The organism is Bacillus sp. FSL R5-0416 (genome assembly GCF_037975425.1).
Classification (GTDB): Bacteria; Bacillota; Bacilli; order Bacillales; family Bacillaceae; genus Bacillus; species Bacillus subtilis.
Genome location: NZ_CP150252.1, coordinates 1,533,294 through 1,554,573, shown reverse-complemented (window position 1 = coordinate 1,554,573; position 21,280 = coordinate 1,533,294). Strand labels below are relative to the sequence as shown.

Genomic DNA, 21,280 nt, shown 5'->3' with positions numbered 1-21,280 from the left:
AAAACATAACTCTTGAGTGAACCGTCACATGACACTTGACTCATCTTGATATTATTCAACAAAAACAAACACAGGACAATACTATCAATTTTGTCTAGTTATGTTAGTTTTTGTTGAGTATTCCAGAATGCTAGTTTAATATAACAATATAAAGTTTTCAGTATTTTCAAAAAGGGGGATTTATTGTGGGTTTAGGTAAGAAATTGTCTGTTGCTGTCGCTGCTTCGTTTATGAGTTTATCAATCAGCCTTCCTGGTGTTCAGGCTGCTGAAGGTCATCAGCTTAAAGAGAATCAAACAAATTTCCTCTCCAAAAACGCGATTGCGCAATCAGAACTCTCTGCACCAAATGACAAGGCTGTCAAGCAGTTTTTGAAAAAGAACAGCAACATTTTTAAAGGTGACCCTTCCAAAAGGCTAAAGCTTGTTGAAAGCACGACTGATGCCCTTGGATACAAGCACTTTCGATATGCGCCTGTCGTTAACGGAGTGCCAATTAAAGATTCGCAAGTGATCGTTCACGTCGATAAATCCGATAATGTCTATGCGGTCAATGGTGAATTACACAATCAATCTGCTGCAAAAACAGATAACAGCCAAAAAGTCTCTTCTGAAAAAGCGCTGGCACTCGCTTTCAAAGCTATCGGCAAATCACCAGACGCTGTTTCTAACGGAGCGGCCAAAAACAGCAATAAAGCCGAATTGAAAGCGATAGAAACAAAGGACGGCAGCTATCGTCTTGCTTACGACGTGACGATTCGCTATGTCGAGCCTGAACCTGCAAACTGGGAAGTCTTAGTTGACGCTGAAACAGGCAGCATTTTAAAACAGCAAAATAAAGTAGAACATGCCGCCGCCACTGGAAGCGGAACAACTCTAAAGGGCGCAACTGTTCCTTTGAACATCTCTTATGAAGGCGGAAAATATGTTCTAAGAGATCTTTCAAAACCAACAGGCACCCAAATCATCACATATGATTTGCAAAACAGACAAAGCCGCCTTCCGGGCACGCTTGTCTCAAGCACAACGAAAACATTTACATCTTCATCACAGCGGGCAGCCGTTGACGCACACTATAACCTCGGTAAAGTGTACGATTATTTTTATTCAAACTTTAAACGAAACAGCTATGATAACAGAGGCAGTAAAATCGTTTCTTCCGTTCACTACGGCACTCAATACAATAACGCTGCATGGACAGGAGACCAGATGATTTACGGTGATGGCGACGGTTCATTCTTCTCTCCGCTTTCCGGCTCATTAGATGTGACAGCGCATGAAATGACACATGGCGTCACCCAAGAAACAGCCAACTTGATTTATGAAAATCAGCCAGGTGCATTAAACGAGTCTTTCTCTGACGTATTCGGGTATTTTAACGATACAGAAGACTGGGACATCGGTGAAGACATTACGGTCAGCCAGCCTGCTCTTCGCAGCCTGTCCAACCCTACAAAATACAACCAGCCTGACAATTACGCCAATTACAGAAACCTTCCAAACACAGATGAAGGCGATTATGGCGGTGTACACACAAACAGCGGAATTCCAAACAAAGCCGCTTACAACACCATCACAAAACTTGGTGTATCTAAATCACAGCAAATCTATTACCGTGCGTTAACAACGTACCTCACGCCTTCTTCCACGTTCAAAGATGCCAAGGCAGCTCTCATTCAGTCTGCCCGTGACCTCTACGGCTCAACTGATGCCGCTAAAGTTGAAGCAGCCTGGAATGCTGTTGGATTGTAATATTAGGAAAAGCCTGAGATCCCTCAGGCTTTTTTGTTACATATCTTGATTTCTCTCTTCAGCAGAAACAACGAAAAGATGCTGTCATGAGACAGCAACCGCTTCTGATTTGCAAAAAGAGGGATGCAGCCGCAAGTGCGCATTTTATAAAAGCTAATGATTCAGTCCACATAATTGATAGACGAATTCTGCTACAGGTCACGTGGCTATGTGAAGGATCGCGCGTCCAGTTAAGAGCAAAAACATTGACAAAAAAATTTATTTATGCTAAAATTTACTATTAATATATTTGTATGTATAATAAGATTCTCCTGGCCAGGGGAATCTTATTTTTTGTGGAGGATCATTTCATGAGGAAAAATGAGTCCAGCTTAACGTCTCTAATTTCAGCTTTTGCCCGTGCATATCACAGCCGATATGACACACCTCTTATTTTTGATGATTTTATCGCAAAAGATCTCATTAACGAAAAAGAGTTTATCGACATCAGTAAAAATATGATTCAAGGAATATCGTTTTTCAACAAAGAGATCGCCGAACGTCTTCAAAATGATCCTGAAAAAATATTAAAATGGGTTGCACAAATCCAGCTGTCTCCCACGCCCCTAGCACGTGCTTCTTATTGTGAAAAAGTCTTGCACAACGAATTAATGCTGGGAGCAAAACAGTATGTCATTCTTGGAGCGGGGCTGGATACTTTCTGCTTTCGGCATCCAGAATTAGAAAACAGCTTACAGGTTTTCGAGGTTGACCATCCGGCTACACAGCAATTCAAAAAAAATAAGCTGAAGGATGCAAATCTGACAATTCCGGGTCATCTTCATTTTGTTCCTATGGATTTCACCAAAACGTTTTCATATGATCCTCTTTTAGATGAAGGATTTAAGAACACAAAAACATTCTTCAGCCTTCTCGGAGTGTCTTATTATGTAACACAGGAAGAAAATGCAAGCTTGATAAGCAATTTATTTTCTCATGTCCCGCCTGGAAGCTCTATTGTTTTTGATTATGCGGACGAAACACTTTTTACAGCAAAGGGGACGTCGAATCGAGTTGAACATATGGTGAAGATGGCTGCCGCAAGCGGGGAACCGATGAAATCATGTTTCACTTATCAAGAGATTGAACATCTGTTAGAGTCATCTGGTTTACTGATCTATGAACATCTATCACCAGACGACATCAATGACCTTTTCTTTAGTAATCGAAAAGACAATTTGTCAGCGTTTGAAACGATTCATTATATTCATGCGGTAAAAAAATAATTTTCAAATCATCAGAAGCCTCTCAATGTTTTGAGAGGCTTTTTATTGAACCCGCATGCAGCAAATAAGCTGCCGTTATCATACGGCAGCTTCTGCTAAAGGCTTCACCAAGATCATAAATGATTTGCCTTTCTCATCTTTTTCCGTTTTCAGCTGTTCAAAGCCGCATTGGCTTAAAAACAGTATCCATTCACTGCGCTCAATGGGAACTCCCGCAAACATCGCTTTGTGTTTGGCTCTAAGCAATTTGCTGATCTGTTCAATGATCATCTTCGCATGTCCCTTTTTTTCTTCAGCCGGGTCAATCAGGACCGTTCCGAGCCACGGCTTACCGTTTGAAGGAGACCACTCGAGATGGTAGCTGACGGCAACAGGCAGACCGTCTTTTTCCCATACAAGCCATACCCCGTTGTACATGGAATAGGAGATGATATAGTCTTGTGCATCTTTATCTCCAAACTCCTCCTCTTTCCATACAGGATGAGCCTCCGCGAGCTTTTCTAACAAGCTGAGATCATCCTGCTCAAATGGCCTACTTCCCAGCATGAAGATACTCTTCAAATATCGTTTTATGTATAGATGGGTTTCCGGCTAGCACACTGTGGTTTTCTAAAAAGGTAAACGGCTCTCCTTCAATGGTCGTATAGATGCCTCCTACTTCATTTAACAGCACACAGCCGGCTGCGTAGTCCCATGGCGCAAGGCGCATCGTGATGTAAGCATCTATTCTTCCTGCCGCGACATTTGCCAGCTCTAAAGCGGCAGAACCGTATGAGCGTGTGCCTCTGACTCTTTTCACAAGTGGCGCTAACACACTTTGATCAATTCTTCTGTTTTCCGTTACCCATGTTGCATTAATGGCAAGAATCGCTTCTTCAATGACGGTTTCTTTTAATGGAGCCAGCTTCGTTTCATTCATATAAGCTCCTCTGCCGCTAAATGCGTGATACAGCTCATCGTGCACCACATCATAAATTAAACCGATTTTCCCTTCACCGTTTTCAAAAATCCCAATGGAAATCGCAAAATTTCTTTGCTGGTGCACAAAATTCATCGTCCCATCAATCGGATCAATAATCCATACGACTCCCTCAAGTGAGTCGATTTTGTCTCCTTGCCCCTCTTCACCGAGTATCCGATGTCCCGGAAATGTTTCTTGAATTCGATCAATGAAAAACTTTTCGGTTTCTTTGTCAATATTGGTGACTAAATCATTCGGATTTGATTTCGTTTCAATTGTCAGGCTTTCATGCATGGATTGTTTAATTCTCGCGCCTGCTTCTCTTATCCATTTCTTTGCAATCTCATCAATTTCCGTCCAATTTGTCATTCGTTCGTACCTCTCTTCTATGTAGACCTTTTATTTTATAGGATACTGATAACGGCAATGAAAAAGCAAGGAAAATGAAAAATATCCCTTCTCACGTAAAAACGAACCATTCATGCGGTTCGTTTTCACTATCGCTTTTTTACCCGTTAAGACGAATCCATTCTTTTCTAAGTCGCTCAAGTTTGTTTTTGCTTTGTTCAATCTGCTCTTCATTTTCTTTCTGCATTGCTTCATATAGGGTTGCCAATTCATAATCAACCTCTAGTCTCCAGACAGCAACACGATTGTTTTTCTCTTCCTTAAATCCCTCTTTTACAACTTGCCTCATTGTCTTTCGCCCCTTCCAGAGATCATTTGTTTGTAAAAAAGCATCCCATTTTGCCATTCAACAATGATTACTTCTTATATCGTATGATTGTTCTATTTACGCGCAACATGATTCTGAAAATTGTGTGTTTACCTATTCGTTTATTACCACATTTCCCCTTACTTCAAACGCACTCAATCTTTTTGAAGCTCGTATGAACTGTGATAAAATATGTATACTTAGCATGAAGGAGGAAAATCATGACACAAATGCGTTTCACTGAAGAGGACTTTAACACATTTACAATAGAAGGCTTAGACGCGCGCATGGAAGTATTAAAAGAGACGGTCCGTCCGAAGCTTACAGCTCTAGGCGAACATTTTGCCCCAACTTTATCAGCTTTAACCGGAGATGAAATGTTTCCGCATGTGGCAAAGCATGCAAGAAGATCCGTCAATCCCCCTGCTGACAGCTGGGTGGCGTTCGCAAACAGCAAAAGAGGCTATAAAAAACTGCCGCATTTCCAAATTGGTTTATGGGAAAGCCATGTCTTTGTGTGGTTTGCGATTATTTATGAATCCCCTATCAAAGAAGAATACGGCAAATTGCTTGAAATGAACCAAGAAACCATTACGAAAAATATCCCTGACAGCTTCGTTTGGTCTGCAGATCACACAAAACCGGGAGTACATAAACAGTCTGAAATGGACAAGGAACAGCTGAAGACACTGTTTGAGCGTTTGCAGACTGTAAAGAAAGCTGAGCTGTTATGCGGCATCCAGCTCCAAAAAGAAGAAGTGCTGAATATGAATAACCAGGAATTCCTTCAGCGTATCGACGATGCCTTTAAGCAGCTTGCTTTTCTGTACCGTCTCACCCAAAAAGTATCACAAGCATAAAAAAGAGCCGGGATATCCCCCGGCTCTTTTTCTTACATCTTAATCTTCGCGATATCAGATTCTCTCGCCTGTTTGACCGTGCGATAAGGAGAATATGTACTTTGTTCCTCAAACTCGCCGCATAGCTTTTTTTCCTCGGCCTTCCCCGGTACAATTTCCTTGAAACGGCGGTAAGCTTTAAGCAGTTCTTCACGATCCGCCCCTTTTTCATATGCAAGCTCAACCTGCTGGAAAAATGCAATCACATCCACTGCTTCTTCGGTTGTCCAATCTTCATTCATCGGATATTGATACTCCATTTTCTTCACTCCTTGTAGATTTACTTCCCTTAAGAGAAAGCATCTTCATTTGATCATAAATTGTTCTTTACATTCTTTCAAGTTCATAATATAATTCATTTGTTTTACGTCTAAAAAACGGTTGAGAAACTGATTTTAATACACACTATTATGCATAGGTATGATTACAAAGGTGGGAAAACAATTGTCGCAACATGAAACACCCTTATACACAGGACTGAAAAAGCATGCAAGCAGACAGCCTGTTCAATTCCACATTCCCGGCCATAAAAAAGGGGCAGGAATGGACCCAGAATTCAGACAATTTATCGGTGAAAACGCGTTAAGCATAGATTTAATTAATATTGAACCATTAGACGATCTGCACGCGCCAAAAGGCATTATTAAACAAGCACAAGATCTGGCTGCTGAAGCATTTGGAGCGGATCATACATTTTTTTCTGTTCAAGGAACAAGCGGCGCCATTATGACAATGGTAATGGCTGTTTGCGGACCTGGTGATAAAATTATTATTCCAAGAAATGTTCATAAATCAATTATGACAGCTATTGTATTTTCCGGAGCGGTTCCAATTTTTATTCATCCTGAAATTGACAATGAATTGGGCATCTCCCACGGCATTACACTTGAATCTGCTAAACGGGCGCTTACCGAACATCCGGATGCAAAAGGGCTTCTCGTCATCAACCCGACATATTTCGGTGTTGCAGCCGACTTAAAAAGCATCGTAGAACTCGCTCATTCGTTTGATGTGCCAGTGCTTGTGGATGAAGCACACGGCGTTCACATTCATTTTCACGACGAATTGCCGCTATCGGCTATGCAGGCAGGAGCGGACATAGCAGCGACAAGTGTACACAAGCTGGGCGGATCACTCACGCAAAGTTCGATTTTAAACATGAGAGAGGGCCTTGTATCAAAAGACAGAGTGCAATCCATCCTGAGCATGCTGACAACTACGTCAACTTCTTACTTGCTTCTTGCTTCTTTGGATGTTGCCAGAAAACGCCTTGCAACAGAAGGCCACCAGCTTGCTGAGGAAACACTAAAGCTTGCCAATCAGACGAGAGATCGCCTCAACCAGATTGAAGGCATTTATTGTGTCGGTTCTGAGATTCTTGGGTCGAAAGCAGCTTACAGCTATGATCCGACAAAATTGATTATCTCTGTGAAAAGTCTTGGCCTGACAGGACATGACGTGGAAAAATGGCTTCGTGAATCCTTTAATATTGAGGTTGAGCTTTCTGATCTGTACAATATTTTGTGTATTTTCACTCCTGGTGACAGCCAAAATGATGCAGACCGGCTTGTAGAGGCTTTAACTGAGATCGCACAGCAAATGTCAGAACAAGATGTAACACATCAGCAAACTGAGGTTCTGCTTCCAGAAATACCTTTATTGGCAATGACTCCGCGTGATGCTTTCTATGCAAATACGGAAGTCATCCCATTAAAAGAAGCATCCGGACGGATTATTGCTGAATTTGTCATGGTATATCCGCCTGGTATTCCAATCTTCATCCCAGGAGAAATTATTACAGAAGAAAACATCAGCTACATTTTTAAAAACCTTGACGCAGGCCTCCCTGTTCAAGGACCTGAGGACTCGACTTTACATATGATCCGAGTCATCAAAGAACAAAAAGCAATTCAATAAAAAATAAAAAGCATGCGGCTTTAAGCCGCATGCTTTTTTTACTCTTCATCAACAGGACATTGACATTGTCCGCAGCATGTTCCGTATAATGTTGTCACTTTCTCATCTTCAAAGTAATGAATGGCTTCGTTGCAATCTTGGCAAACAATCGTACCCATCTCTTATTCCCCATTTCTTTGAAATTTGAAAACGCTTAATTTCTTTTGTTGTTATTATATTAATATGTCACATTTAAAATGTCAACAACAAACTGTATAACACATTTTATTTCATCTCATCATATTCACCTTGTTTTTCCATTTTCCCTCATACAATATCTTCTTCATACAGAAGCTTTACTCGATATATATGCCACAGCACATAATGTAATTTCACGTTTTCTTGAACTTTCATCCAAGAATGCAGCAAAAAATTCAATATACCCCAGGTTGCTATTTTAAACGATTGATATAATATGTAATCTCACTTTAAAAACGGTTTCAATTATATAACAATTAGGTAACAAGAAGCAGATTAAGCCGCCTCTCGTGATAAACTAAAGCTAGTTAACTACTGTTTATACAGAGGAGAAGATAGATGCGATATCGCGCGGTATTCCCCATGCTGATAATAGTATTTGCTTTATCGGGCTGTACGCTTTCCACCATCAATCCGATGAAAAAAAGCCGGATTGACAACATTCATCATACACAAATCCTGTTTTTTTCTGATGAGAACCAAATAGACCAGGAAGCGCCTTATTACGATGCACTGCTTGATTTAGAAAAAGATTATCCCGAGCAAATAGATAAAATGAAGGTCTATGATAAAAAAGAAGGCTGGGAAGATGAGATTGAAACTGTCCCTACCCTTATGGTTGTTGATCAGCGCCATGTCGTGGTGAAAATCGAGGGATGTGTGAAAAAGAAAGAAGACATCATTAAACCATTACAGCATGTGCTGTCAAAATAAAAAAACAGCCCCGCTTTGAGCGAGGGCTGTTTTTGATATGAAAATTATTTTACGATGTGAATCGGACTTCCGATTGCCACTTCAGCAGCTTCCATTGTGATTTCGCCCAATGTTGGGTGAGCGTGAATTGTCATCGCGATATCTTCAGCAGTCATGCCGCCTTCAATCGCTAAGCTTAATTCAGAAATCATATCAGAAGCACTTGCTCCGGCGATTTGCGCACCGATCACAAGACCGTCCTCTTTACGAGTGATCAGCTTCATGAAGCCGTCTGTTTCGTTAAGAGAAAGAGCGCGGCCGTTTGCTGCAAATGGGAATTTAGCAGCAACAATGTCAAGACCTTCTTCTTTCGCCTGTGCTTCAGTGTAACCAACTGATGCAAGTTCAGGCTCAGAGAAAACAACCGCAGGAATACCAAGGTAATCGATTTCTGCAGGCTCTCCAGCGATAGCTTCTGCAGCGATTTTACCTTCGTAAGATGCTTTATGAGCAAGCGGCGGTCCTTCGATGATATCACCGATTGCATAAATGTTAGGTACGTTTGTGCGGCACTGTTTGTCAGTTTTCACGATACCGCGGTCCGTCATTTCGATACCGACTTGCTCAAGACCAAGCTCATCAGTGTTTGGACGGCGTCCTACTGTAATCAATACGTAATCAGCATCAACCGTTTTTTCTTCGCCTTTTACTTCGAAAGTAACTGTTACGCCGTCTGGTCTTTCTTCAACGCCTTTAGCCATCGCGTTTGTATGGATTTCAACGTTGCCTTTTTTCTTCAGTCTGCGTGTAACAAGAGAACTCATTTGTTTTTCGAAGCCAGGAAGAATTTCATCTCCGCCTTCAAGAATAACAAGTTCAGTACCGAAGTTAGCATACGCAGTTCCAAGTTCAGTTCCGATGTATCCGCCGCCGATAACAACGAGCTTTTTAGGAATTTCTTTAAGAGCCAAAGCGCCAGTTGAATTCAGGACACGCTCACTATATTTGAAGTTTGGCAATTCGATAGGACGAGATCCAGTAGCGATGATTGCGTTTTTGAACGTGTATGTTTGAGCAGAGTTCTCATCCATAACACGAACTGAATTGCTGTCTACAAAGTAAGCTTCACCTTTTACAACATCTACTTTGTTGCCTTTAAGAAGACCTGCTACACCGCCAGTAAGCTTGTTGACAACAGAAGCTTTCCATTCTTGAACTTTTGTGAAATCAACTGTTACATTCTCAGCAGTGATTCCCATGTCATCAGAATGTTTTGCATTCTCATAACGGTGACCTGCATTGATCAGCGCTTTTGAAGGGATACATCCAACGTTCAGACAAACGCCTCCAAGAGTTGCTTTTTCAACGACTGTCACTTTTTGTCCAAGCTGTGCAGCGCGGATGGCAGCTACATAGCCGCCAGGTCCCGCACCAATTACAAGAGTATCTGTTTCAATAGGGAAATCTCCTACTACCATAACATTACGCCTCCATTAAAATTAATTGTGGATCGTTCAGTAAACGCTTGATGTGATTTAATGCATTTTGCGCAGTTGCTCCGTCGATCATACGGTGGTCGAAGCTGAGAGAAAGAGCTAAGACTGGAGCTGCTACGATTTCGCCATCACGAACAATCGCTTTTTCTGCAATGCGTCCGATACCAAGAATCGCAACTTCTGGATGGTTGATAACCGGAGTGAACCATTGTCCGCCGGCAGAACCGATGTTTGTAATTGTGCAAGATGCGCCTTTCATTTCAGCTGGAGCAAGCTTGCCTTCACGAGCTTTTGTTGCAAGGCCATTGATCTCATCAGAAATTTCAAAGACAGATTTACGATCTGCATTTTTCACAACCGGTACAAGCAAGCCTTTTTCAGTGTCAGCAGCGATACCGATGTTGAAGTAATGTTTTTGGATGACTTCATCTGTTTTATCGTCAATTGACGTGTTTAAAACAGGGAATTTTTTCAGTGCAGATGTAAGAGCTTTTACAACGTAAGGCAAGTAAGTCAGCTTGATTCCTTGATCAGCAGCAACTTGTTTGAACTGTTTACGATGTGCAACAAGGTTTGTTACGTCCACTTCGTCCATTAACGTTACGTGAGGAGCAGTGTGTTTAGAGTTAACCATCGCTTTTGCAATTGCTTTACGGATACCGCTCATTTTTTCGCGTGTTTCTGGGAATTCGCCCTCTGGAGCTGGTGCAGCAGCCGGTTTAGCAGCTGTTTCTTGTGGTGCAGCTGTTTCTTGCGGTGCAGCTTCTTGCGCTCCTCCGTTTACAAAGCTGTCGATATCTTCTTTTACAACACGTCCGTTGTTGCCTGAACCAGTAACCTTACGGATGTCTACGCCTTTTTCACGAGCATATTTACGTACGGAAGGCATAGCGATCACGCGTTTGTTCGGGTCAACTTCAGCTTGATCCTGCTGCCCTGCGCCAGTAGCTTTTGCAGGCTCTTGAGCTTGCTCTTCTTTCGCAACGTCTTGTCCAGCTTCTGCAGTTGACTGAACTTGTGCTTCAGTTTTCGCATCGTCAGACTCGTCGCTGCCTTTAAATTGAAGATCTTCGTAACCAGGTGCATCAAACGTAATAATCGTTTGTCCAACAGTTGCAACCGTTCCCTCTTCAACTTTTAATTCTAATACTTTTCCTTTAACAGGTGAAGGAATTTCTACTACTGCTTTATCATTTTGGACTTCAGCCAGTACATCATCTTCGTCTACCTCGTCGTTAGGCTTGACAAACCATTTTACGATTTCGCCTTCGTGGATACCTTCCCCGATATCTGGAAGTTTAAATTCAAATGCCACAGTTCTCGACCTCCTAGTTTGATTAAGCAATTTTAAAGTTTACATCGTAAGCATTGAAAACAGATATATAATAGAGGGAAAACGTTCATCTTCCCTCTCGATTATGCAGTTTGATTAAAATTCAAGCACTTTTCTTGCTGTTTCAAGAACGTCTTTATGGTTTGGAAGCCAAACGCTCTCCGCTTGAGAGAAAGGAAATACTGTATCTGGCGCCGCAACGCGAAGTACAGGTGCTTCCAAGCTCAGGATCGCACGGTCATTAATTTCTGCTACTACGTTTGCAGCAATACCGGCTTGTTTTTGTGCCTCTTGAACGACAATCGCGCGTCCTGTTTTTTCTACAGAAGCGATGATTGTATCGATATCAAGTGGGCTTACTGTACGAAGGTCGACAACTTCAGCAGAAATGCCGTCTTTTTCAAGCTCCTCAGCAGCTTTTAATGATTCATGAACCATTGCGCCGTAAGTGATGATTGAAAGATCGGTACCTTCACGTTTCACGTCAGCTTTTCCAAGCTCAATTGTGTATTCTTCTTCAGGAACTTCCTGACGGAAAGAACGGTAAAGCTTCATATGCTCTAAGAAGACAACAGGATCATTGTCTCTGATCGCAGAAATTAAAAGTCCTTTGGCATCGTAAGGAGTTGATGGAATCACAACTTTGATACCAGGCTGTTGTGCAACAAGACCTTCCAAACTGTCAGCGTGAAGTTCAGGAGTATGAACACCGCCGCCGAATGGAGAACGAATTGTTACAGGTGAAGTCCAGCGTCCGCCAGAACGGTAGCGCATACGAGCCATTTGGCCAGAAACTGAATCCATTACTTCATAAACAAATCCGAAGAATTGGATTTCCATTACCGGACGGAAGCCGTTTAAGCCTAAACCAAGGGCAAGACCGCCGATACCAGATTCAGCAAGTGGCGTGTCAAACACACGGTCTTCACCGAATTCTTTTTGCAATCCTTCTGTCGCACGGAATACGCCGCCGTTTACACCAACGTCTTCTCCGAAAACTAAGACATTTTCGTCATTTTTCAGTTCTGTGCGTAACGCATCCGTGATTGCTTGAATCATTGTCATTTGCGCCATGGCTTACTTCGACTCCTTCTGTGTATAAATTTCAAATTGCTCCTCAAGGTTGTGAGGCATTTTTTCGTACATGATTTTCATTAAATCAGTTACTTTTTGCTTCGGTTCAGCATCAGCTTTTTTGATCGCTTGCTTAATTTCTTCTTTCGCATCCTCAATTACTTTGGCTTCTTCTTCTTCAGACCATAAGCCTTTGTTTTCAAGGAACGCACGGAAACGTACAAGCGGATCTTTTTGTTCCCACTCATTTTCGATTTCTTTTGTACGATATTTAGTAGGATCGTCACCAGCCATTGTGTGCGGGCCATAACGGAATGTAAGTGTTTCAATTAGTGTTGGACCTTCGCCGTTGATTGCACGCTCGCGTGCTTCAGCAGTTGCTGCGTATACAGCAAGCGGATCCATTCCGTCTACTTGTACGCCGACAATACCGGCAGCTACAGCTTTTTGTGCAATTGTTTCAGCTGCAGATTGTTTTTCAACAGGAGTTGAAATCGCGTAACGGTTGTTTTGTACCACGAAGATCGCAGGTGCTTTATAAGCTCCGGCAAAGTTAATTCCTTCGTAGAAGTCCCCTTGAGAAGCTCCGCCGTCACCAGTGTAAGTGATTGCGACAGCTTTCTTACCGCGTTTTTTAAGACCTAGCGCAACACCGGCAGTTTGAATGTATTGAGCACCGATAATGATTTGTGGAGAAAGGGCATTCACATCATCAGGCATTTGGTTTCCTCTGAAATGTCCGCGAGAGAAAAGAAACGCTTGATATAATGGAAGGCCGTGCCAAATTAACTGAGGCACATCACGGTATCCAGGAAGAACAAAGTCTTCTTTTTCAAGCGCGAAATGCGTTGCAATCTGAGAAGCTTCTTGACCCGCAGTAGGAGCGTAAAATCCGAGACGTCCTTGACGGTTTAATGAGATAGAGCGTTGGTCAAGCACACGCGTAAATACCATGCGGCGCATTAGCTCTTTTAATTGATCATCAGTTAAATCAGGCATCGCCGCTTCATTCACGACTTCTCCCTTTTCATTTAAAATTTGGAACGTTTCGAACTGCTTTTTAATGGCATCAAATTGCTTCTTACTGTCAACGATAGCTTTTTTCGTTTTTGCAGCCATACTAAGTCACCTCTTCCTTTCTTTTAAACAGTCATTAGACGTGCATTCCTTTTATACATACAAACTTAGGGTACCCTAAAGTATCAGCAGTAAGTCGTATTATATTTTAGCCGATCCCCAGTTTGCCAAAACCTTTTATGTAGGATAGTTACACTCTGCTTTGAACTGTATTATTTCGAAGTTGTAAAAAACTAATACAACACCGCTTAACATGGATTAGTTTACACCAAATAAAGAAGAACCGTCAATCGTTTTCATCGCTGATTTTCAATAAATGTATTCGCTTTACATTTTCAACAAAAAAACAGATGCCAACCGCACCCAAAACTGTACTAGTATACCTTACTATGCTGTACTACAATAGAAATGAAAATTTTGAACGAAATCCGAATCGCATTTCATTCAAAAAAAGAGCTGATCGAGTCAGCTCTTTTTCACACGATAGCCTGCAGCATCATATAAATCTTCCCGGGCTTTATTATATTTTTCGGTTTGTTCATTAAATTCTCCGCTATATTTAAGGATCTTTTCATAAGAAGCATTGACTTTATCGATCTGCTGATCCAGATCATCTCTTGTCAAATCTTTGTCTTTCAGCTGCATATACAGTTTTTTATTAAGCTCAAGCGCTTTTTTATACTCTTTATACATAGTGCCATATGATGTATATCTTTTCTCCATATGGTTTGCTGCGGCATCGGCCTTTTCTTTTATGTCTTTTTCCTTAATATGTTCCGCTGACGTTTTTGCTTCCTCAAATTCCGTTTCCGATTTTTTCATGCTGTCATTTTCAAGCTTTAGGTGTTCTTCGCGCTTGCTGACATTTTCAAGCGCCTTATCAGATAAAGCAACAATTTTTTTATAATCATCCATATTGAGCTTCATAACACTATCGTAAAGCTGATTTTCTTTGGCCTCTAATTCTTTGAGTGTTTTTTGTTCTTCTTGAAACGGCTTTTCCGATTCCGCGGCTTTTTCTAATGAATGATGAAGTGAATCAACCGGGTCCTGTCCCATGCATCCTGTTAATATCAGTGCCATGGCACAAAAAGCTCCGATCTTCATTCCAGGCCGCCGTTTTATTGCGTCTTTCACGTTAAATCCCCCAATCTTGACAATTTCTACTATAGAATCCATGGGGACATTTGGCAATAGCCGTGCTGTATTAATGCAATACTGAAATTAAATCAAAAAAGTGAAAAATCAGGACAGATGACCATACAACTTTTTTGTTTTTACATAGGTTATATTAGACGCTATGCCTACTTATAAAGGCTCTGGCGTAATTAAAAGAGGAGGTTATGTAATATGTATGGATATGGTTACGGCGGAGGCTGCTGCAGTTATGGTGGTTACGGATATGGTGGCTACGGATATGGCTACGGCCGCACCTTTGCGCTAATCGTTGTTTTATTCATTCTGTTAATCATTGTCGGAGCTGCTTATTTAGGCGGAGGCTGTTGCTAACCACACAGCATGAAATTGACCAGCCATATACGGCTGGTCATTCGTTTCGTTGCACCTTTGTGAAGAAATCCGATATAATTTACATATTAAGCTTTAGGAGTGAAGTTTCTTGATTACTATGGAAAACATCGTACGTGACGGCCATCCAGCCCTCAGAGAGACTGCCGAACCTGTTGAGCTGCCTCCAACTGATGCAGAAAAACAGCAGCTGGCCGACATGATCGAATTTGTTAAAAACAGCCAAAATCCGGAATTAGCCGAAAAATACAAGCTGCGCCCTGGCGTAGGGCTCGCAGCTCCTCAAATTAATATCAAAAAACGAATGATCGCCGTTCATGCGGAAGATGCTTCCGGTAAATTATACAGCTATGCTCTGTTTAATCCTAAAATCGTCAGCCATTCAGTTGAAAAAAGCTACTTAACAAGCGGCGAGGGCTGCCTCTCTGTAGATGAAGCGATTCCCGGTTATGTTCCCCGCTATGCTCGCATCAGAGTAAAAGGAACAACACTAGAAGGCGAAAATATTGATATTCGTTTAAAAGGATTTCCGGCTATTGTGTTTCAGCATGAGATCGATCATTTGAACGGCGTTATGTTCTATGATCATATTGATAAGGAAAATCCTTTCAAAGAACCTGAAAATGCAATCGCAATTGAGCGCTAAAAGAAAAAACGGCTGGCACAATGCCAGCCGTTTCTTTATTTTAAAAGGCCCAATTCTTTGACAGCGTATGCAATTCCATCTTCATCCACCGGCTTTGTTACAAAGTCCGCGATTTCTTTCAGTTCGGGAACAGCATTTCCCATAGCTACGCCTGTCCCTACATATTCAATCATTTGCAGATCATTTAATCCGTCGCCGAAAGCATATGTATCGCCGATATCAAACGGAAGACGCTCAATCACTTTTTTGATTCCTTCTGCCTTCGAACCTCCGTGCGGCAGAACATCAGTCGATAGCTCATGCCAGCGAACTAGATCAAACTCAGGAAAAGCGGCATAAGCTTTTTCTTCTTCATCCTGACAAAATAAAAGAAGCTGAAAAATTTCTTTTCCTTCATAAAAAAGGTCATCGGTCTCTGGGTAATCGGTTTTAAGGCTGCCGATTCCCTCGAGAACATGAGGGTGATCCGCAACAGTCGCTTTCATCGTGTCCTCGGCCATAAACACAACAGGATGCTTGCCTTCATCCGCCTGCTTTAATAATCGTCTGATTGCATCTTCAGGCAGCGGATTTTTATAAATCACTTGATTTTCAAAGACAACAAACTGTCCATTGTAGGAAATAAATGAGTGGATGCCCAGCTCCTCCAAAATCGGCTTAACCAAAAATGGAGACCGGCCGCTGGCAATAAACACATGATGCCCTTGGCGCTGCAGCTCCGCCACGGTTTTTCTCGTACTTTCCGGTATATTCTTATCATGATCATATATTGTGCCGTCAATATCAAAAAAGATTAATTTAGAATCCATCGCAACTTCCCCTTTATCGTCTTGGTCTGCAATTCCCACCCTCATCATACAAAAAGATTGTCATTCAGCAAACAATTTCGTTCAAAAATCATATTAAATTCCATTAATAACCACGAAAAGTCTTCCTCAATCTCCGTATACTATTTGTATAAAAGAACTCTGGGACAAATTTTTCATTAAAGGAGGGACTGGCTAATGCTGCGTAAATTAAGAAAGAAACTCAGAAGACAATGGAACGGAATGCTCCGTAAGAAAGCAATTGCCTGACAAGGGATCTTTCACTTTTTGAGAGATCCTTATTTTGCTCAAGGCTTTCCTTATATTCCGTTTTCGAATATAATAGAATGAGCGAGTCTAACATACGGCATTTAAGGAGAGATTTGGAATGATTTATAAGGTATTTTATCAAGAGAAGGCTGACGAAGTACCTGTTCGGGAAAAGACAGATTCACTTTATATTGAAGGCGTATCTGAGCGTGACGTCAGAACAAAGCTGAAAGAAAAGAAATTTAATATTGAGTTTATTACACCTGTTGATGGTGCATTCTTAGAATATGAACAACAGAGCGAAAATTTTAAAGTATTGGAGTTATGAGCGGTATGAAATTTGTAAAAAATGATCAGACTGCTGTTTTCGCCCTCGGAGGTTTGGGCGAAATCGGTAAAAATACGTACGCGGTGCAATTCCAGGATGAAATTGTACTGATTGATGCGGGGATCAAGTTTCCCGAGGACGAACTGCTCGGAATTGACTACGTCATCCCTGATTATACGTATTTAGTCAAAAACGAAGATAAAATTAAAGGGCTTTTTATCACCCACGGGCACGAAGACCACATCGGCGGTATTCCATACCTGCTTAGACAAGTGAATATTCCTGTATACGGCGGAAAACTCGCGATCGGCTTACTTCGGAATAAACTTGAAGAGCATGGATTATTGAGACAGACGAAACTGAACATTATCGGCGAGGATGATATTGTAAAGTTCCGAAAAACGGCTGTGTCATTCTTCAGAACAACACACAGTATTCCGGATTCCTACGGCATTGTTGTAAAAACGCCGCCCGGAAACATCGTACATACTGGGGATTTTAAATTCGACTTTACTCCAGTCGGCGAGCCGGCAAACTTAACGAAAATGGCCGAAATCGGTAAAGAAGGCGTTTTGTGCCTTCTTTCAGACAGCACAAACAGTGAAAATCCGGAGTTTACCATGTCTGAGCGCCGTGTAGGAGAAAGCATTCATGACATTTTCCGCAAGGTGGACGGCCGAATTATCTTCGCTACATTTGCGTCGAATATTCACCGCTTGCAGCAGGTAATTGAAGCTGCTGTACAAAATGGAAGAAAAGTTGCCGTATTTGGACGCAGTATGGAATCGGCTATCGAAATTGGACAGACACTCGGTTATATTAACTGTCCTAAAAATACGTTTATTGAGCATAACGAAATCAATCGTATGCCTGCTAATAAAGTAACAATTTTATGTACAGGAAGCCAAGGAGAACCAATGGCGGCGTTATCAAGAATTGCAAACGGCACACACCGCCAAATTTCAATCAATCCTGGGGATACAGTCGTATTTTCTTCATCCCCTATCCCAGGCAACACAATCAGCGTGAGTCGAACAATCAACCAGCTGTATCGTGCGGGTGCTGAGGTTATTCATGGCCCTCTTAACGATATCCATACATCCGGTCACGGCGGACAGGAAGAACAGAAGCTGATGCTTCGTTTAATCAAACCTAAATTCTTCATGCCGATTCACGGTGAGTACAGAATGCAAAAGATGCATGTCAAACTTGCAACAGATTGTGGCATCCCAGAGGAAAACTGCTTTATCATGGATAATGGTGAAGTATTAGCGCTTAAAGGCGACGAGGCTTCAGTTGCAGGAAAAATCCCGTCCGGTTCAGTGTACATTGACGGAAGCGGTATCGGTGATATTGGCAATATCGTACTTCGTGATCGCAGAATTCTCTCTGAAGAAGGACTTGTCATCGTTGTTGTCAGCATTGACATGGACGACTTCAAGATTTCAGCGGGCCCAGATTTGATTTCCAGAGGATTTGTGTACATGAGAGAATCTGGCGACTTGATCAACGACGCTCAAGAGCTCATTTCAAATCACTTACAAAAAGTAATGGAACGAAAAACGACTCAATGGTCTGAAATCAAAAACGAGATTACAGACACGCTTGCACCTTTCTTGTACGAAAAAACAAAGCGCCGTCCAATGATCCTGCCGATCATTATGGAGGTTTAAAAAAAGAGGCACTCCCTAAGGGAGTGCCTCTTTTTATTGCAGTGATATGTGTTGAAATGATTTTACATCGAATAAGCCCGTAGTCGTCATTTTAATATCAGGAATGACAGGCAACGCTAAAAACGACAATGTCAAAAATGGATTAAATCCGCCTGTGAAACCGATTAACGGCAATTTATCATGAAGCGTCAGCAAGCTTTGATTCACTTGCTCTGCAGATTGGTCGGATAATAACCCTGCAATCGGCAGCGGTACTGAATGGAGCTCTTCCCCATTTTTTATAATCGTTAATCCTCCGCCAATTTCCTGCAGCTTATTAACTGCCGCCGCGATATCCTCATCATTCGTTCCGACAGCAATAATATTATGGGAGTCGTGTGAAATGGTTGTGGCAATCGCTCCGCTCTTGAATCCAAAACCTTTCACAACACCAAGTCCGGTTTCTTTTAATCCTTTATGCCGCTCAACAACTGCAATCTTTAACAAATCAAGCTCAGTGTCAGGCTCAAATTCGCGGGCAACAGGAGCCGGAACTTGTACTAATCTTGTTTCAAGCTGATTTGGTATGATTTGAATGACATTGATCTGCTGCTCTGAATCGATTGGCATATGAAAATCCTGTTTGTTAAGAGGAGCAGCAAGCTTAACAGAATCAAGCAGTGCCTGATCTGGTGCTGCAGTTGAAGCATGATCCTGATAGACCGCTTTGCTGTCTTCAGCAACAGTCTGCCCTTTTATCATCGTCATTGTGACAGTGACATTTTCCAGATCAGATACAAAGAGCAAATCAGCGTCAAAACCCGGGGCAATCGCTCCCTTTGTATCTAATCCGTAGCATTCGGCCGCATTGAGGCTTCCTAATTGATAGGCTAAAAACGGATCAAGTCCGGCTTGAATCGCCATTTTCACCTGATGGTTTACACTTCCCTCTGACAATAAATCATCCACATGCTTATCATCCGTACAAAAAAAGAACCGGCGTGCGTTCTTTTCATTCACCGCCGGCAGCACATTGAGCGTGTTTTTGGCGACAGATCCTTCACGCATCATGACATACATGCCCCTTCTGATACGATCAAGGGCTTCTTCCTTCGATGTTACTTCATGGTCATTTAAGACAAATGCGGTTCTGTAAATGTTAATGAGGTCTGTTGATAAACCAGCTAAATGACCGTCTATCCGTTTTCCTGCAACACGGGCATCGAGCAGTTTCTGAACCATGTCTTTTTCAGCCTGCTGAACCGACACATAATCCATAACTTCAGCCAGCCCTAATACTTCTTCTTCTTCATAAAAAGGCTTGAGATCGGCAGCTTTGAGAATTGCGCCTGATCGCTCAAAACTTGCGGCAGGCACACTGGAAGGAAGCATAAAATGGATATTCAAAGGTGTATGCCGAGCTTGTTCAAGCATAAACACAATCCCTCTTTCACCAGACACATTTGCGATCTCATGCGGATCTGTAACAACCGTCGTCACGCCATGAGGCAACACTGCTTTAGCGAACTCAATCGGTGTAACCATTGATGACTCAATATGTACATGTCCATCAATAAAACCCGGAACAATCATTTGTCCCTCTGCATCAATAATATTTTCGCCTTCATACTCACCGAGGCCTACAATAACTCCATCTGTAATCGCAATATCTTCATATATCCATTCTTGATTATATACGTCCATGATTTTTCCGTTCCTAATGACGATATCAGCTTTTTGTCTTTTTGCTGAAGCATTCAGCCTATTGACTAGCGCTTCTTTATTCAAATAGGCCCCTCCTCTTTTTTATTATATGGTACAATATGCTATCGGAACGCCTGTGCTTAGTCAATGAAATTTTAAGAAATTGGCGCTCAGTTCATTAAAGTTGTTATATTCTGATAATATGAAAAACCGCCCTTTGAGGACGGCTTATTTGACTGCTATTTAGTATGAAGAACTCTTTTTTCAAAACGGGAGATGTCTGTAACTGATCCAATAACAATGAGTATATCTTCTTGGTGGATGACTTCGGTTGCAAGCGGTGATACGATGACTTCCTTGCCCCTTTTTATGGCTACGATATTAATACCGTATTTTGCGCGAATATCTAAATCGAGAAGTGTATTTCCAGCCAGGCGGCTGTTAGCTACGATTTCAACAAGACTATGCTCTTCAGACAGCTCCAAATAGTCAAGTACATTGTTGGACACGATATTATGCGCAATTCGTTTTGCCATATCGCGTTCTGGGTGGACGATGTGATCCGCGCCAATTTTAGACAGCACTTTTTCGTGATAATCGTTCTGCGCTTTAACTGTAATTGTATGGACGCCAAGTTCTTTCAGAATGAGTGTCGTTAAAATACTCGCTTGAATATTTTCCCCGATTGCTACAATAACGTGGTCAAAATTTCGCAGGCCTAAATTTTTCAGGACAGATTCGTCTGTCGAATCACCGATAACTGCGTGAGATGCAATCTTGGCATACTCGTTGACTTTATCTTCATCGATATCCATTGCCATAACCTCGACGCCTTCTTCGCTTAATGCTTTGCAAATACTGCCACCAAAACGGCCCAGCCCAATTACCGCAAATTCTTTTTTCATCATGGTGCTCCTTTATATGACATG

General features: G+C 41.9%; 22 protein-coding genes. 9 read left to right on the top strand and 13 right to left on the bottom strand.

The features are described 5' to 3' along the window. Positions 1-185: 185 nt before the first annotated feature. On the top strand, positions 186-1,751 hold the full coding sequence (gene nprE, locus NYE20_RS08310; RefSeq protein WP_014479700.1) for a neutral metalloprotease NprE: 1,566 nt from the start codon (positions 186-188) through the stop codon (positions 1,749-1,751). Positions 1,752-2,101: 350 nt separating this feature from the next. Next, a complete protein-coding gene (locus NYE20_RS08305; protein ID WP_049139907.1) occupies positions 2,102-3,016 on the top strand; it encodes a class I SAM-dependent methyltransferase in 915 nt (304 codons plus the stop codon). 78 nt (positions 3,017-3,094) lie between these two features. Here the strand turns inward: NYE20_RS08305 and NYE20_RS08300 are convergent, their stop codons facing one another. The 3 genes from NYE20_RS08300 to NYE20_RS08290 form a co-directional block, all read right to left on the bottom strand. Further along, positions 3,095-3,523 (bottom strand): GNAT family N-acetyltransferase, encoded by a 429-nt coding sequence (locus tag NYE20_RS08300; protein WP_072174091.1) that lies wholly within the window; start codon positions 3,521-3,523, stop codon positions 3,095-3,097. Positions 3,524-3,548: 25 nt separating this feature from the next. Continuing rightward, positions 3,549-4,346 carry an inositol-1-monophosphatase gene (suhB, locus tag NYE20_RS08295; RefSeq protein WP_161621553.1) on the bottom strand — a complete coding sequence of 266 codons (798 nt, stop codon included), beginning with the start codon at positions 4,344-4,346 and terminating at the stop codon, positions 3,549-3,551. A 139-nt stretch (positions 4,347-4,485) separates the two neighbouring features. Continuing rightward, entirely contained in the window at positions 4,486-4,674 is a 189-nt protein-coding gene (locus tag NYE20_RS08290) for a hypothetical protein (protein WP_009967148.1), read from the bottom strand. Between the two features lie 239 nt (positions 4,675-4,913). Between NYE20_RS08290 and NYE20_RS08285 the strand changes: the two genes are divergently transcribed. Then, complete coding sequence (locus tag NYE20_RS08285; protein ID WP_014479697.1) at positions 4,914-5,552, top strand: YktB family protein; 639 nt, start codon at positions 4,914-4,916, stop codon at positions 5,550-5,552. 32 nt (positions 5,553-5,584) lie between these two features. Here the strand turns inward: NYE20_RS08285 and NYE20_RS08280 are convergent, their stop codons facing one another. Next, entirely contained in the window at positions 5,585-5,851 is a 267-nt protein-coding gene (locus tag NYE20_RS08280) for a UPF0223 family protein (RefSeq protein WP_014479696.1), read from the bottom strand. A 184-nt stretch (positions 5,852-6,035) separates the two neighbouring features. Between NYE20_RS08280 and speA the strand changes: the two genes are divergently transcribed. Further along, positions 6,036-7,508 carry an arginine decarboxylase gene (gene speA / locus NYE20_RS08275; RefSeq protein WP_014479695.1) on the top strand — a complete coding sequence of 491 codons (1,473 nt, stop codon included), beginning with the start codon at positions 6,036-6,038 and terminating at the stop codon, positions 7,506-7,508. Between the two features lie 38 nt (positions 7,509-7,546). Here speA and NYE20_RS08270 read toward each other — a convergent pair whose 3' ends face one another. Further along, the gene (locus tag NYE20_RS08270; protein WP_003232305.1) at positions 7,547-7,666 is read right to left on the bottom strand and encodes a GapA-binding peptide SR1P; all 120 of its coding nucleotides are present in this window, start codon (positions 7,664-7,666) and stop codon (positions 7,547-7,549) included. Positions 7,667-8,084: 418 nt separating this feature from the next. Here NYE20_RS08270 and slp point away from each other — a divergent pair, with 418 nt between their 5' ends. Then, positions 8,085-8,459, top strand: coding sequence for a peptidoglycan-associated lipoprotein Slp (gene slp / locus NYE20_RS08265; protein ID WP_003245672.1), 375 nt, complete (start codon positions 8,085-8,087; stop codon positions 8,457-8,459). A 44-nt stretch (positions 8,460-8,503) separates the two neighbouring features. On the opposite strand, the gene lpdA is transcribed toward slp, so the two are convergent. The 5 genes from lpdA to NYE20_RS08240 form a co-directional block, all read right to left on the bottom strand. After that, positions 8,504-9,916: a dihydrolipoyl dehydrogenase gene (gene lpdA / locus NYE20_RS08260; protein WP_003232309.1), complete on the bottom strand. Its 1,413-nt coding sequence runs from the start codon at positions 9,914-9,916 to the stop codon at positions 8,504-8,506. 4 nt (positions 9,917-9,920) lie between these two features. Further along, positions 9,921-11,249: a pyruvate dehydrogenase complex dihydrolipoyllysine-residue acetyltransferase gene (gene pdhC, locus NYE20_RS08255; protein WP_003232311.1), complete on the bottom strand. Its 1,329-nt coding sequence runs from the start codon at positions 11,247-11,249 to the stop codon at positions 9,921-9,923. Positions 11,250-11,363: 114 nt separating this feature from the next. Beyond that, on the bottom strand, positions 11,364-12,341 hold the full coding sequence (gene pdhB / locus NYE20_RS08250; protein WP_014113660.1) for a pyruvate dehydrogenase complex E1 component subunit beta: 978 nt from the start codon (positions 12,339-12,341) through the stop codon (positions 11,364-11,366). Between the two features lie 3 nt (positions 12,342-12,344). Next, positions 12,345-13,460, bottom strand: a complete 1,116-nt coding sequence (gene pdhA, locus NYE20_RS08245) for a pyruvate dehydrogenase (acetyl-transferring) E1 component subunit alpha (RefSeq protein WP_003222294.1) — start codon at positions 13,458-13,460, stop codon at positions 12,345-12,347. 423 nt (positions 13,461-13,883) lie between these two features. After that, positions 13,884-14,555, bottom strand: coding sequence for a YkyA family protein (locus NYE20_RS08240; RefSeq protein WP_021479365.1), 672 nt, complete (start codon positions 14,553-14,555; stop codon positions 13,884-13,886). Between the two features lie 213 nt (positions 14,556-14,768). Between NYE20_RS08240 and NYE20_RS08235 the strand changes: the two genes are divergently transcribed. Both NYE20_RS08235 and def read left to right on the top strand, forming a co-directional pair. Beyond that, the gene (locus tag NYE20_RS08235) at positions 14,769-14,927 is read left to right on the top strand and encodes a YjcZ family sporulation protein (protein WP_014476697.1); all 159 of its coding nucleotides are present in this window, start codon (positions 14,769-14,771) and stop codon (positions 14,925-14,927) included. Between the two features lie 109 nt (positions 14,928-15,036). Next, entirely contained in the window at positions 15,037-15,591 is a 555-nt protein-coding gene (gene def / locus NYE20_RS08230) for a peptide deformylase (RefSeq protein ID WP_003245474.1), read from the top strand. 35 nt (positions 15,592-15,626) lie between these two features. On the opposite strand, the gene NYE20_RS08225 is transcribed toward def, so the two are convergent. Beyond that, positions 15,627-16,400, bottom strand: coding sequence for a Cof-type HAD-IIB family hydrolase (locus NYE20_RS08225; protein WP_015252170.1), 774 nt, complete (start codon positions 16,398-16,400; stop codon positions 15,627-15,629). Between the two features lie 385 nt (positions 16,401-16,785). On the opposite strand from NYE20_RS08225, the gene rnpZA reads away from it, so the two are divergent. Together rnpZA and rnjA are read left to right on the top strand one after the other, a co-directional pair. After that, positions 16,786-16,995 carry an RNA polymerase subunit omega 1 gene (gene rnpZA, locus NYE20_RS08220; RefSeq protein WP_003222303.1) on the top strand — a complete coding sequence of 70 codons (210 nt, stop codon included), beginning with the start codon at positions 16,786-16,788 and terminating at the stop codon, positions 16,993-16,995. Between the two features lie 5 nt (positions 16,996-17,000). Then, on the top strand, positions 17,001-18,668 hold the full coding sequence (gene rnjA, locus NYE20_RS08215) for a ribonuclease J1 (protein ID WP_003245660.1): 1,668 nt from the start codon (positions 17,001-17,003) through the stop codon (positions 18,666-18,668). 33 nt (positions 18,669-18,701) lie between these two features. Here the strand turns inward: rnjA and ade are convergent, their stop codons facing one another. Both ade and ktrC read right to left on the bottom strand, forming a co-directional pair. Next, positions 18,702-20,435 (bottom strand): adenine deaminase, encoded by a 1,734-nt coding sequence (ade, locus tag NYE20_RS08210; protein ID WP_049139897.1) that lies wholly within the window; start codon positions 20,433-20,435, stop codon positions 18,702-18,704. Positions 20,436-20,590: 155 nt separating this feature from the next. Then, positions 20,591-21,256, bottom strand: coding sequence for a Ktr system potassium transporter KtrC (gene ktrC / locus NYE20_RS08205; protein ID WP_003222311.1), 666 nt, complete (start codon positions 21,254-21,256; stop codon positions 20,591-20,593). Positions 21,257-21,280: the final 24 nt, after the last annotated feature.

Bases quoted from the DNA above. Each gene is read 5' to 3' on its own strand.
- NYE20_RS08305 (WP_049139907.1), top strand. From the start codon at position 2,102: ATGAGGAAAAATGAGTCCAGCTTAACGTCTCTAATTTCAGCTTTTGCC.
- suhB (WP_161621553.1), bottom strand. From the start codon at position 4,346: ATGACAAATTGGACGGAAATTGATGAGATTGCAAAGAAATGGATAAGA.
- NYE20_RS08290 (WP_009967148.1), bottom strand. From the start codon at position 4,674: ATGAGGCAAGTTGTAAAAGAGGGATTTAAGGAAGAGAAAAACAATCGT.
- NYE20_RS08285 (WP_014479697.1), top strand. From the start codon at position 4,914: ATGACACAAATGCGTTTCACTGAAGAGGACTTTAACACATTTACAATA.
- NYE20_RS08280 (WP_014479696.1), bottom strand. From the start codon at position 5,851: ATGGAGTATCAATATCCGATGAATGAAGATTGGACAACCGAAGAAGCA.
- NYE20_RS08270 (WP_003232305.1), bottom strand. From the start codon at position 7,666: ATGGGTACGATTGTTTGCCAAGATTGCAACGAAGCCATTCATTACTTT.
- slp (WP_003245672.1), top strand. From the start codon at position 8,085: ATGCGATATCGCGCGGTATTCCCCATGCTGATAATAGTATTTGCTTTA.
- lpdA (WP_003232309.1), bottom strand. From the start codon at position 9,916: ATGGTAGTAGGAGATTTCCCTATTGAAACAGATACTCTTGTAATTGGT.
- pdhB (WP_014113660.1), bottom strand. From the start codon at position 12,341: ATGGCGCAAATGACAATGATTCAAGCAATCACGGATGCGTTACGCACA.
- pdhA (WP_003222294.1), bottom strand. From the start codon at position 13,460: ATGGCTGCAAAAACGAAAAAAGCTATCGTTGACAGTAAGAAGCAATTT.
- NYE20_RS08235 (WP_014476697.1), top strand. From the start codon at position 14,769: ATGTATGGATATGGTTACGGCGGAGGCTGCTGCAGTTATGGTGGTTAC.
- NYE20_RS08225 (WP_015252170.1), bottom strand. From the start codon at position 16,400: ATGGATTCTAAATTAATCTTTTTTGATATTGACGGCACAATATATGAT.
- rnpZA (WP_003222303.1), top strand. From the start codon at position 16,786: ATGATTTATAAGGTATTTTATCAAGAGAAGGCTGACGAAGTACCTGTT.
- rnjA (WP_003245660.1), top strand. From the start codon at position 17,001: ATGAAATTTGTAAAAAATGATCAGACTGCTGTTTTCGCCCTCGGAGGT.
- ktrC (WP_003222311.1), bottom strand. From the start codon at position 21,256: ATGAAAAAAGAATTTGCGGTAATTGGGCTGGGCCGTTTTGGTGGCAGT.